The organism is Polaribacter sp. 11A2H (genome assembly GCF_011379025.1).
Classification (GTDB): Bacteria; Bacteroidota; Bacteroidia; order Flavobacteriales; family Flavobacteriaceae; genus Polaribacter.
On sequence record NZ_WTLD01000010.1, the window covers coordinates 73,281 to 86,636 of the forward strand.

The 13,356-nt window shown below is 30.1% G+C and carries 10 protein-coding genes; 2 read left to right on the plus strand and 8 right to left on the minus strand.

Annotated elements, in window-relative coordinates:
- Positions 1–147 precede the first annotated feature (147 nt).
- The gene (locus tag GQS58_RS13105) at positions 148–2,796 is read left to right on the plus strand and encodes a T9SS type A sorting domain-containing protein (protein ID WP_166386602.1); all 2,649 of its coding nucleotides are present in this window, start codon (positions 148–150) and stop codon (positions 2,794–2,796) included.
- 557 nt (positions 2,797–3,353) lie between these two features.
- On the opposite strand, the gene GQS58_RS13110 is transcribed toward GQS58_RS13105, so the two are convergent.
- Both GQS58_RS13110 and GQS58_RS13115 read right to left on the minus strand, forming a co-directional pair.
- Positions 3,354–4,541, minus strand: a complete 1,188-nt coding sequence (locus GQS58_RS13110) for a pyridoxal phosphate-dependent aminotransferase (protein ID WP_205860434.1) — start codon at positions 4,539–4,541, stop codon at positions 3,354–3,356.
- Between the two features lie 26 nt (positions 4,542–4,567).
- Positions 4,568–5,659 (minus strand): fatty acid desaturase family protein, encoded by a 1,092-nt coding sequence (locus GQS58_RS13115; RefSeq protein ID WP_166386604.1) that lies wholly within the window; start codon positions 5,657–5,659, stop codon positions 4,568–4,570.
- A gap of 121 nt (positions 5,660–5,780) precedes the next feature.
- Between GQS58_RS13115 and rsmG the strand changes: the two genes are divergently transcribed.
- Complete coding sequence (gene rsmG / locus GQS58_RS13120; RefSeq protein ID WP_166386606.1) at positions 5,781–6,410, plus strand: 16S rRNA (guanine(527)-N(7))-methyltransferase RsmG; 630 nt, start codon at positions 5,781–5,783, stop codon at positions 6,408–6,410.
- Positions 6,411–6,558: 148 nt separating this feature from the next.
- Here rsmG and GQS58_RS13125 read toward each other — a convergent pair whose 3' ends face one another.
- The 6 genes from GQS58_RS13125 to GQS58_RS13150 all read right to left on the minus strand — a co-directional run bounded on the left by GQS58_RS13125 (position 6,559) and on the right by GQS58_RS13150 (position 13,019).
- Positions 6,559–7,260 carry a hypothetical protein gene (locus tag GQS58_RS13125; RefSeq protein WP_166386609.1) on the minus strand — a complete coding sequence of 234 codons (702 nt, stop codon included), beginning with the start codon at positions 7,258–7,260 and terminating at the stop codon, positions 6,559–6,561.
- A 130-nt stretch (positions 7,261–7,390) separates the two neighbouring features.
- Complete coding sequence (gene pulA / locus GQS58_RS13130; RefSeq protein ID WP_166386611.1) at positions 7,391–9,652, minus strand: type I pullulanase; 2,262 nt, start codon at positions 9,650–9,652, stop codon at positions 7,391–7,393.
- A gap of 193 nt (positions 9,653–9,845) precedes the next feature.
- Positions 9,846–10,757, minus strand: coding sequence for an SMP-30/gluconolactonase/LRE family protein (locus GQS58_RS13135; protein ID WP_166386613.1), 912 nt, complete (start codon positions 10,755–10,757; stop codon positions 9,846–9,848).
- Positions 10,758–10,870: 113 nt separating this feature from the next.
- Entirely contained in the window at positions 10,871–11,788 is a 918-nt protein-coding gene (locus GQS58_RS13140; RefSeq protein WP_166386615.1) for a glutaminase, read from the minus strand.
- 278 nt (positions 11,789–12,066) lie between these two features.
- A complete protein-coding gene (locus tag GQS58_RS13145; protein ID WP_166386617.1) occupies positions 12,067–12,525 on the minus strand; it encodes an RES family NAD+ phosphorylase in 459 nt (152 codons plus the stop codon).
- A complete protein-coding gene (locus tag GQS58_RS13150; protein ID WP_166386619.1) occupies positions 12,525–13,019 on the minus strand; it encodes an antitoxin Xre/MbcA/ParS toxin-binding domain-containing protein in 495 nt (164 codons plus the stop codon). Before GQS58_RS13150 ends, GQS58_RS13145 begins: the two co-directional genes overlap by 1 nt.
- Positions 13,020–13,356: the final 337 nt, after the last annotated feature.

Sequence of the window (13,356 nt, forward strand, 5' to 3'; positions counted from 1 at the left end):
TTTTAATGTGGCTTTTATAATATAATTAAGTTTTGGTTAAACCTTTATCTTTTCATATATTAGTGTTGGTCTACACTTTAGCGCCATTAACCCCCCAAAAGAGTATTTTTTTTTAAAATAAAATACTTTTGTTAAAAATACTGACAGATGGAATCAAAACTACCTAAACATTTTAAGTTAATAACCTTTTTATTGGTTATAATAACTACGCTTTCTTTAAAAGCACAAGAAGAACCTTTTAATTGTGATTATAATGCATATTTATTTCAAAGGAATGATATTTATGCTTTAGATTTAGCTTCGGGAAGTTCTTATATTGTAAAAGAAGATATTACCCCTGGATCTATTAACGCAGTAGGGTATAATCCTGCAGATGGATACATTTGGGGATCATTAAGTACACCTGCAAAAACAATTGTAAGAATTGGTAAAAACTTTAATGTAGAAACTTTTTATGTAGATGAGTTACCAAATTCTAGTAGATATGTAGGTGATGTTAGTTCAGAAGGAATCTACTATTTAAAAGGAGGTGGAACAAGTTATTATAAAATAGATTTAAATCCGGAATCGGAGAACTATACAAAATATATTAGTAGTGAAACCTTGTCAAAAAATATTAGTGTTCATGATTGGGCTTTTAACTCTGTAGATGGTCATTTATATACGGTAGAAAAAAAGACCAATATATTATATAGAATTAATGCTACTACAGGAGAAGTAATTAATTTAGGAGAAGTACCAATTTTAGCCGGTTTAAACTATACGTATGGTGCTGTTTATTTTGATAAGTCAGGGCGTTTTTATGTTTCTGCCAATCAAACGGGTACTGTATATGTTATTCAAAGTGTACAAACACTAGAATCAGGAAGTCAGTTAGACTCTAACCTTTTTGCTTACGGACCTTCAAGTAGTTCTAATGATGGAGCAAGGTGCCCTACAGCTCCTGTACCTCAAGAAGATTGTTCTAACGGATTAGATGATGATGGAGATGGATTGATAGATTGTGATGATCCAGCGTGTTCTGGAGTAGCTGTTTGTCCTGTATTAGCACCACAAGTTTCTAGTGGTAATGATGGTGGTTTAGAAAGTAATGACCGTCTTTCTCAGCAAATCAATCAAAGAAACTATTTAAGGAAAAAGGGGAATTATAAGTTTGATAAATTAAAAGCTAAAAAAGTTATAAAAAGTAAAAAATATAAGAAGTCTGCCGCTAAAAGCATAAACTTCGATTTAAAAGATTTAATTCCTTTAGACGTAATTGCTGGTACAACAACAGTAGAATCGTCTCCATTAGATTTAATAGCAATTACAAATGCTACCGAACTTTACTCTGTAGATTATGTAAAAGATGGAGAAACGATTGCAGTTGTCTTGGCTACTAAAACAGAAAATGGAGTGTATGAACACACGAAGTTTATTTGTGATAGATTGTTAGGAGCAGAATTATTGTCTGTTTCTACCATAGAACTTTTTCAACAAGAAAGTGAAGAAGGAGAAGAAGAGCAAGAAGGCGATGGGGTACACTTTATTAAGTCAATTATAAAGAATAGTAATGGAACTAAAGAGTTTGTGTTAAGTTTTTCTGGAAGATTGATTAATGGTGATAAAAATTTTGAAATAGATAGTCATTGGAATATTGATAAATACCAAGCAGGTGCTACTTATTATAATTTTCAAATCTGGTCTAATAGTGTAGATGACTTGTTAACTTTAGGAGAAGAAGCTTTGGCTTTGTTTGAAATTCAGAAGCCTATTTTAGATTATGAAACATCTTCTCCGCCACCTGTATTTGTTAAAAAAGGGAAGTATGTTAATGGTACTTTAGAACTAGAGCTAATTAATGTTAGAAGAAGTAAAAGTGTGGTAATAGATGCTGGTTTTAAAAGAACTGAAACTTCAGCTACAGAGTATTTTAATGACAAAATAGATTTAAAAGGTAATTACTTAGAATCTTTAGTTATAGAAACTGGAAATATTTTTGATATTGGTTTTAGAATAGAAAATGAATACAATTTAACGCCAGATGATTTATTTATGTCAGATGGTGTTTGGGGAAAAGATGATTCTCCAGAAGGAACAACCGTTAGTGAGTTTGCAATAACACAAAATGAGAATATTTATACAGGAAGTGGTTATAGAGTAGAAAGAAATATTGCTTTAAAAGCAACTACAAGTGCGTATGTTTCTGCTTTTAGATCTTTAACACCTAGGTTTACAGCTGTAGATTTATCTAGGTTTTCTACGTTGGAATTAGATGCAAAAGGAACGGGAGATGTAGAAATAACAATTGTTAAAGAAAGTATAGGTGCTTGGGAAAACCAATTTAGAACTACTGTAAAATTAAACGATACAGAGAGTCATTATGCCATTCCTTTTTCTCATTTTGTTTCTGCATTAGGTGGCAGTATGGATTTATCTGATATCGTAAATATTGTGTTTACAATGTCTTCTGATGGAACTACAGTGTTAGAAAAACAACTAAATTTAAAAGACATACAATTTACAGCACGACCGTTAGCGGTTGACACTAATGTTATTGCTGAAAATGAAGTGTTATTAGTACCTAACCCAATGAAATATAGCTCGGAGTTAAGTTTTTATTCAGAAACAAATGCAACAACTAAAATTGAAGTTTATAATATAACTGGTTCTTTAATTAGAGAAATTAAAACGCAAACAATAATTGGAAACAATAGGGTATCTATGTTAAGGGAAGGTTTAAAATCTGGTATTTATTTTATAAAAATAAGAAATGATTTTAGAAATTATAAAATAGTTAAATTAGTGATGAAATAAGTCGATTTTTTATTATTGTAATTCCTATAATATCCCATAATTAGAAAATAATTATGGGATATTTATTATTATATATCTTACGTAAGTGGTCTCTTGTTTTGGTAATTATATGAATAAAAGTGTATTTGGTTGTTCTTTAAATGGAATAAAGAATTTTATTAAACGTAATAAAGTTACAGGTAGTCTAAGGTTTAAAGTTAATGGGCTGATATAAAGATTTTTAATGCTAATTAATAATATCTTTGACTTATATTACAAGAAGCTTATTATAAAAGAATAAAAATATATCCCCTAGTTGTCCCCCAATGTTTGTTAAAACCACGTCTTTCGGTAGATGTGGTTTTTTAGTTTTATTTATTTTGTTTAAAGAAAGATGTATTTTGTAATTAATTGATAATTTGTTATATAGGTTTGCGTGAAGGATTGAAGCAATTGTTTGAGCTCTTTTTGTTTTTACAAAAAAGCGAGTGCGAAAAGCCTGACCTTTAGGGCACGCCCAAACAAAAAAAATCCATCTAATTAAAGATGGATTTTAATATAAATATATGTTTTAAAGATTAGCTTAACGCTTCTTTAATTCTTTTTACTGCTTCTCTAATTTGTAATTCTGAAGCGGCATAAGATAAACGGATACAGTTTGGCGTACCAAAAGCTTCACCCGTTACAGTTGCTACATTTGCTCTTTCTAAAATGAATAAAGAAAAATCGCTTGCGTTTTCAATTTTATAACCGTTAATTGTTTTACCAAAGAATGCAGAAACATCTGGAAAAACGTAAAAAGCTCCTTCAGGAACGTTTACTTTAAAGCCGTCTATTTCTCTTAATAAACCAATAATGATATCTCTACGAGTTTTAAACTCATCTACCATATATTGAATTTTAGAAACTGGAGCTAAAACGGCTGTAATTGCAGCTCTTTGAGCAATACAATTTGTACCAGAAGTAATTTGACCTTGCATTTTAGTACATGCTTTAGCAATCCATTCTGGAGCACCAATATAACCAATTCTCCAACCTGTCATAGCAAATGCTTTTGCCAAACCATTTACGGTAATGGTTCTGTCGTACATGCTTTCAATTGCTGCAAAACTAAATGGTTTAGAATCGTAATTGATATGTTCATAGATTTCATCTGATAAGATAAAAATCTGTGGGTGTTTTTCTAAAACTGCTGCCAACGCTCTGTATTCTGCTTCACTATAAATAGTTCCACTTGGGTTGTTTGGTGAGTTAAAGAAAATCATTTTTGTTTTAGGTGTAATAGAAGCTTCTAACTGTTCTGGAGTGATTTTAAAATCATTCTCTATAGAAGAAGGGATTTCTACATACGTTGCCTCGCATAAAATTGCAATTGCAGAGTAACTTACCCAATAAGGAGCTGGTAATAAAACTTCATCTCCTGGGTTTAATAATACTTGTGCAATGTTTGCAATAGATTGTTTTGCTCCTGTAGAAACAACAACTTGACTTGGTTTATAAACTAAATCATTGTCACGTTTAAACTTTACACAAATAGCTTCTTTTAAATCTGCATACCCATCTACTGGAGAATACGAATTGTAATTTTGATTGATAGCTTCAATGGCAGCGTCTTTAATAAAATCTGGTGTATTAAAATCTGGTTCTCCCAAACTTAAACCAATAATATCTTTTCCTTCTGCTCTTAATTCTCTTGTTTTAGCAGCCATTGCTAAGGTTTGAGATACAGGTAAACTGTTAATTCTGTCCGATAATGGATTTTTCATTTTACTGTTAGTTGTTGTTGTGTTACTTATGCTATTTCTGGGTTTTTACCCAAAGCTCCCAAATGTCTAAAATGTTCTATAACGGCTTTACGCATAGTAGCGTATTCATTATAAGGTAAATTAAATTCCTTGGCAGTTTCTTTTACAATTTTAGCTAATTTATTATAATGTACATGAGAAATATGCGGGAAAATATGATGTTCAACTTGATGATTTAAACCACCTGTATAGAAGTTTACCAATGAATTAGTAGGGGCAAAGTTAGATGTTGTGTATAATTGGTGGACTGCCCAAGTGTGTTCTAAATTACCGTCTTTATCTGGAAGTGGCATTTCTGTATTTGGTACAATGTGTGCTAATTGAAAAACCAAACTCAAAATCATACCAGCAGTATAATGCATTACAAAAAAGCCAATTAAAACTTTCCACCATGCAATGTCTAAAACTAATAAAGGTAAAACAATCCAAAGTGCGTAATATACAACTTTAGAAATGACTAACTTAGTCCATTCTGTAGCAGGGTTTGGAAATTTACCATAAGATAATTTACGTTTTAAATAACGATGCATTTGCTTAATATCTGTAGTAATTGCCCAGTTTATGGTTAACAATCCGTACAAGAAGATAGAATAATATTTCTGAATTTTATGAATTGGTAACCATGAAGAATGTTGAGAAAAACGAATAATTCGTCCTGCATCTATATCTTCATCATGCCCTTCTACATTTGTATAGGTATGGTGTAAAACATTGTGTTGTACTTTCCAGTTATACACGTTTCCGGCAAGTATATAGATACTGCTTCCCATTAATTTATTTACCCATTTCCTTTTAGAAAAAGAATCGTGATTTGCATCATGCATCACATTCATACCAACACCGGCCATTCCTATTCCGGTTACTACCATTAAAAGTGCCATTAGCCATTGCGGCATCGAGACTGTTAAAATTAAAATAAAAGGAACCAAGAAAAGAGAAAACATAACAATTGCTTTGGTGTACAATTTCCAGTTTCCTGTTTTTTGTAATTCGTTTTCTTTAAAATATGTATTTACTCGTTTGTTTAGAGTTCTAAAGAATTTAGCTTTATCTACTCTAGAAAAATTTATTGTTTTCATTTTTATGTTTATAATATGCAAAAATATACTTTTTGAAATGGAGTTTTATAATAAACGGCATATTTTGTTTAGAATTGTTCCAATACAAATAACTATTTTTGCAATTCAAATATATTTATTAATGGAAATTATACTCAAGTATTTTAAGGACTTAACCACAACCCAAATAGAACAGTTTTCTAAACTTCAAGAATTATACCAAGATTGGAATTTAAAAATAAATGTTGTTTCTAGAAAAGATATAGACGAACTGTATTTACGCCATGTATTACATTCTTTAGCAATAGCAAAAGTGGTGCAATTTAAACCAGGTTCTAAAGTGATGGATGTTGGTACTGGTGGAGGTTTTCCTGGTATTCCATTAGCAATTTTATTTCCAGAAACACAGTTTCATTTGGTAGATTCTATTGGTAAAAAGATAAAAGTAGTAAATGAAGTTGTAGCTGGTTTAGGTTTAGAAAACGTAAAAACTACAAACGGAAGAGTAGAAGAGGTAAAAGATACTTATGATTTTATTGTAAGTAGAGCAGTAGCACAAATGGAAACGTTTGTGGGCTGGACGAAAGGTAGAATTTCTAAAAAGCAAAATCACGATTTAAAAAACGGAATTTTATATTTAAAAGGTGGTGATTTATCTGAAGAATTAAAATTATATACGTCTGCGACGATTTATGATTTACCAGATTTTTTTGAAGAAGACTTTTATGAAACTAAAAAAATAGTGCATTTAGGGATGAAGTTTAAAGGGTAGTCTTTAAATTAACCTAATAGAACTCTTCTTATTAAAAGAATATTTAAATAGAAAAGATGCACCAATGAGTGCATCTTTTCTATTTAATTCAATTTATATTTAAAAAAGGATATACTTTTCTATATTGTTTTTTCTAATTGTTTTCCTGTTAACAGATCATCATTAATCGATGTTCTCCATTTTTTTCTTCTGGAGCACGGTGCAAACAAGGTAGTACTTTGCTTTCAGGATGATCAATTGCTAGTTTCCATAAATGACCAATACCTAAATTAATAGGCTGTGCATTAGGCTTGGCTTGATAATGTAAGTCAAAGAAAAATTCACTTAAAAAGGATTCAAAACCAGCTTCAGATTCCTCTCCATATAGTTTTTTGAGTTCCGCTCGTATTTCTGGAATTAATATTTTTTGTGTGCCTTGAGAATTTGGTAAAATAGCACTAGAAGCGCCATGATATGTGCACAAAAAAGTATCTGCAGGTATGGGAGAACGATCTATATGAAAAGAGTAAACATCTGTAGGGAAAAAAGGAAAAGCATCATCTCTCTCATAATTTTTTATAATGTTTAGAGTAGGAGATTTTCCGTTATTTTGTAGTGTTTTATAGTCATTTAAAAGAATTTCTCTAGCAATTTGACCTTGTTTACTTAACTGAAGATCTAGAAGTTCTTCAGGAAGAAGTTCTATCATATTACCACTAAGTGCAACCTTTTTTACAATTTCAGAAAAATCACCTTTTAATTCACGAGTCCAACAAAGGGCATTTACATTTCCCTGAAAAGGAATGGAAAGTAACTCTTTAAAATTAGTAACAGATTTAATTTGATGCTCAGAATGAGGAGAATTGATCATAATAGTTTCTTACTTTATACGGATATGATATTTATAAATAACTTAAATCCGTAGAATACAAAAATCTATTTTTTTCTTTTAGAAACAAACTAAAAGGATGTTTAATTAAGAATTATAAAGCAGTGATTTTTTAATTTAACCTAGCTAATTCTTCCAGAAAAAATAATAAATATTTTTCTAAGGAAGCATTTCTTTTGGATTTAACGGTCATTAAGAAAGAAGATTTTAGTTCTATAGATTTGTTAAAAAGGGCTTCTTTTGTATTTAATTCATCCCACATTTTATCCCAAAATTCAATAGCTTCTTTTGGCGTATATTTATTTTTAGATGCAATATATGTTGTTTCAATTTGGGCTTCACAATTAATAAAACGACTTTTAGCATCACCAGTTTCAATAAAAAGTTTTTCTACCAAACCTAATAGTTGCTTTTTATAATATTTTTCTTGTGTATTTATTTTTTTCTGAAACAAAACCATCATAGAAATTGCAGGAACAATTACATTATCTGTAACATTTTCTGTTCCTTCAAAATCAAAAGAATCTTTTAAGACTGCAATTTTCCAAGATTGGTCTAACTCATAGTTTATGTCATAGTTTTGTCTGTTAAAAATGACCAATATTTTTGACCAGGTATCCTTATTTGCATTGTTTTTTAGCTGATAAGAAACCAAACCATCATCTATTTTTTTAAATTTTAAATTATCTTGCACCTCTTTTGCTGTTGGCATTCTAAAAGCAGGATGTTTTTTTCTTAACTTGATAAGGTTTTTATAGTATGCTAAAACATCTGCATTTAGTACTTTTAAATTCCAATCTATTTCATTGATGGCATCTGGAGATTTGTATGAATTATGATCTCCTTTTTTGGTACTCATTATTTCTGATCCCTCATGTAAAAAAGGTGTTCCTTGGGATGTAAGAACAATGGCTGTAGACAATTTATGCATTGCTTTAATTTCATCTAAAGAAGCATCTGGTCTAGACACTTTTAATTTGTCGTATAGCGTATAATTATCATGACAAGAAACATAATTAATAGCTTGCCAAGGTTGTTGCGCCCAAGCTTTATTTGAATAATTAACGTATTGATAATTTAATTGAGGATGCTCTATAGCACCTACAATGCCACATTTAATAGATTCTTCTGTAAACTTTGCACCATTAACAAAACCGGTGCTATTGTCTTCAAAAACGCCCCCTTTTATTGCATCTCTAATATCATCACAAAAAGCAGCAATTTTTGGCATTTGAGGAATGTGTTTTTTTAAGGCGCGCTTTTCTTCTGGAAGCGGAGAGTCTCCACCAACCCAACCTTCACCATAAATAAGTGCATTTGGGTTTATCTTTTTAACTTCTTCTGCTATTAAATTCATGGTTTCAATATCATGAATGGCCATTAAATCGAAACGAAAACCATCTAAATGATATTCTTCTGTCCAATATTTTACAGACTCAAGCATAAATTTTTGCGTCATTTTTCTTTCAGAAGAAGTTTCGTTACCACAACCAGAAGCGTTAGAATAACTACCATCGTTATTAAAACGATAATAATAACCTGGGTTTTCTAAATTAAAATTAGAAGTTTCTTTTACGCCAGTATGATTATATACAACATCTAAAACAACTCCAATTCCGGCATCATGAAATGCTTGTACCATGGTTTTAAATTCTTTAATCCTAACTTCTGCTTTAAAAGGATTTGTAGAAAAAGAACCTTCCGGGACGTTGTAGTTTTGGGGATCGTAGCCCCAATTGAATTGAGGAGTTTCTAAATGAGTTTCATCAATAGAATATTGATCAAAGGTGGGGAGTAAATGTACATGTGTAATTCCTAATCTTTTGATGTGATCGATTGCAGTAGGAACATTTTGAGTACTTTTTACGCCCTTTTCTACTAATCCTAAATATTTACCAGGATACGATGAATTCGCTTCTTTTTGAATGGTAATATTCCGAATATGTAATTCATAAATGATGGCACTATTTGGTACGTTTAATTCTACGTAGGTGTCTTTATTCCAATTTCTAGGATTTGTTTCATCCGCATTAAAAACCATGGCTCTGTTACCGTTTACACCCACTGCTTTTGCATAAATTCCAGGAGTTTCGGTTAACCAATGATCATCAATATAAGTTTGATATGTATAATAAGTTCCGTTTAAATCTCGTTGAACCTTTTTTTGCCAAAGGCCATTTTTTTCAGCAATTAGATCTAACGTTTCAAAAACTTCAGAATCATTTCCGGTTTTATAGAGGTTTAGCTTTACTGCAGTTGCTCTAGGAGACCAAATTTTAAAAATTGTTTCTTCTTTAGAGTAGTCTAACCAAAGACTTTTATCTGTTGTTGGGTATTCTTCAAAAGAAGAAAAATTATGTAGGTCCTTTTCCATTTCATTCTGATTGAAAGTACTGGAAAGTTCTTCATTTTTATTGTAATATGCAACGGAATTATTAAAAATATTTATTCGTAGAGAGATGGCTAATGGTTTAATTATCTGAGGCTTGCATCGTAATTAAAAATAGTTGTTTCACAAGCATACCTCTTATCCTTGGAGGGAAGTTACTGGTTAGGAAATAAACAGGTTATTCAGGTAAATCGAAAGGATGTTGAAAACCTGTTTTTGTTAAATTAATGCTGTATAAATTTTTAGTGGCAGTTATAAATAACGTTTTTTTATCAGGTTTTCCAAAAGTACAATTGGTGGTTTGTTCTGGAAATAAGATAGACCCCGTTTTAGTTCCTTGTTTATTGAAAATTTGAATTGTTAATTTAGAACATACATATAAGTTTCCTTCTGTGTCTAAAGCCATTCCGTCTGCTTGAGATTTTGGTTCACCATCATTAGCGTTGGTTAAACTAGTAAAAACGGTTTTGTTTGTAATTGTTCCGTCTGTTTGGTTAATGTTAAACTTATAAATATCATGCGTATCAGAATCGTTTACAAAAAGATGTTTTCCATCATTAGAAATTAAGAGTCCATTTGGGAATGTGAATCCTGATTCGGTTGCCACAGTTAGTTTTCCTTCTGGAGTGATGTAATATACTCTTCTCTTTGTCTGAAAAGGTGGGGTTCTTCTTGTTGGATCTGTAAAGTAAATTCCACCTTTTTTATCGATACAAACCTCATTTGGGTTGTCAAAACGTTTTCCTTTATATTCTGTAAATAAGGTTTCAATTAAAGTTCCATCTACTTTTCTTCTAACAATATTTCCTGCTCTAAATCCGCAGACTACTAAATTATAATCTTGGTCAAACATCAATCCATTGCAACCATCTGTTTTATTATCAAAAGCAAGTGCAAACGTATTGTTGGTTACAGAGTATTTGTATACTTTTTTATCAGGAATATCGGAAAAATAAATAAATTCAGCACCATCCCAAGCCGGACCTTCAATAAATCGAAATTGATTTGTACTTAATTTTACAGGCGTTTGTGCTTTGCTTTGGTAAGAAAAAGCAATGATAAGTAGAAGTGATAAGATTCTTGATTTCATAAGACGTTTTTAGAATTACGAAAATAGTAAGGAAGTAAAGCTAAAAAAGAGTATTTATTACCCTTTAAATAGCTGTTTTTATCTAATTATAAAATAGTATTATTCTAATTTTTCTAAAAAATTGAAGAAGCTGTTTTTGAGGTGAATTTTTCTAAAAACAACATTCCTTTATAAGAATTTCCTTTTTTATTCAATTTCGGACTCCAAATAACAATACAATATTTATCTGGATGAATGGCTACAATGCCGCCTCCAACACCACTTTTACCTGGCAATCCAACACGAAAAGCAAACTCACCAGATTCATCATAAAAACCACAAGTAAGCATAATCGCATTAATTCTTTTAGTTTGGCTCTCTGTTATTACTCTTTCTCCTTTTGCGGTAGTAAAATTATCAACAGTTAAAAATAAAAATATTTGCGAAAGTTCTTTGCAAGTCATTTCTAAAGAACAAGTATGAAAATAGAGATCTAAAACTTCATCAACATTATTTTTAATGTTACCAAAAGATTTTATAAAATTACATAGTGCTATATTTCTAAAGCCTGTAATAGTTTCAGATTCGGCTACTTTTTCATTGTAATTTAATGTAGGGTTGTTAGAGATTTCTCTGCAAAAATTTAAAAAATCTGCTTTTGGGTTTTTAAGATGACTTACCAAAATATCGCAAATTACAATGGCTCCAGCGTTTATAAATGGATTTCTGGGTTTTCCTAAATCTGCTTCTAATTGTAATAAAGAGTTAAATGGATTTCCAGAGGGTTCTACATCTACTCTTTCCCATAACTTTAAACCTTCAAACTTGTAAGCTAAGCTTAGTGTTAGCACTTTAGAAATACTTTGTATAGAAAATTTTGTTTCAAAATCTCCAATTCCAAAATTTTCATTTTTAATGTTTGTTATACTTATACCAAAACTATTTCCATCTACAAAAGCCAATTCCGGAATATAGTTGGCTACTTTACCATTATCATCAATATTTTTAAGATCTGCATAAACGCATTCAATTACTTCCTTATAATTTTCCATTGTTTTTTTATGATATTAGGCATCGCAAACTTATTCTAAAAATTTAAAACGAACAACAAAAGTACAAACCAATAAAAAGGAACTACATGGCTGTAATTCCTTCTTATATATTTGTGTCATTTTAAAATGAGACTTTTTGTTCATTAAAAAATCATGATTCTAAAAATGAGATGCTGAAACAAGTTGACAATGATAATGCTTATTTTTTTATAATCTTTTGAATCATTTTGATACATTTACTGCTTACGGAAAAATTGTTTTTTTTTGGCTGTTTTTTATTATTGAAATATTCTATTATCAAAAGGAAAGTCTGTTATTTCTATTATTTTAATTTTTTTAAATTCTTTATGATAAGGATTTATCAAATAATTAAAATCTCCTTGTACTACGGCAGAAGGGACTTTTAAAATACATGCCTCCATAGCATCTATAAAGTTATCTCCAATTTTTTTTGTGTTAGAATTAGACGGATTACTGTTCCAATTTTCTGAAAGTTTTTTTGCATCAATTTTTTGTATGGAAACAATGTCCGGAACAAGTATTGTAATCATTACATAATCTTTGGGTAAAGTAGCAATTGTTAAATGTACAGCAACTTCTGCCATGGCTAGTGCTCTACTTTCTGCGGTGTAAATAATTTCAGTTCTTTTAGAGTTCCATCTATTATTAGATTTGGCAGCTCCTTTTCCATTAAATGCTGTTGCATATTTTCGTTTAGATAATCTAAATAGCTTCATTAGGCAAAAATTCCATGCTCTATTCTATTTAATTCTTCCATTACTAATTCTTTACCGTAAGAATCTTTTATAAGTTCTGCTGGTTTTAAATTATTAAGAGCATAAGACGGTGTATTTAACCACAAATAAAATTGCTCTGTAGAATTGAAAACTTCTTTACCAAGGTTGTTTACTTCTGCTATTTCTATAATTTTTTCTGTATGAATTGGTTTAAAAACGAAATTTGCATCGTTACTATATCTTTGTAAAGATTTTGTAGAAATATTTAAATAGTTTGCCCAATCTTCTTCTGTAAAAGGAATGATGCTTTTTATAGCATTGAATATTTTAAAAGGTAAACCACTTTTAATAACCTGAATAATAAGCATTTTGTTATCAAAAAATTCTGAAAATGTAATATTTTCTTTATTGAAGCTAAAAGGAGAATTTAATACATAACTACTTATTGCTTCGTTTACAATAGTAAAATCTGATGAGTTTTCTTTATAATCCATAATAGTATCCATTTGACCTCAAATATACGACTTTTGTCTTGGTTTTTAAGGGTAATTATAAATATTATGTTAAAATTAGAAGGGTTTATTGATCTTAATCTTTCATTTTCAATTAAATATAAATTATTGTAACTAAAAAAAAAGGAACTACATTATTGTAATTCCTTTTTATTTATCGATGTTATTTAGAAATGAGACTTTTTTGTTGATTGAGAAATCTCAATATTTTTACCTAAAAATTGCTCTTCATTTGACTATTTTTAATAGAACCTACTTTAATTTAATTTCAATTTACTTTTGATGTTTTACCTGTTTTCAAAAGAAGTTTAATCAGCGA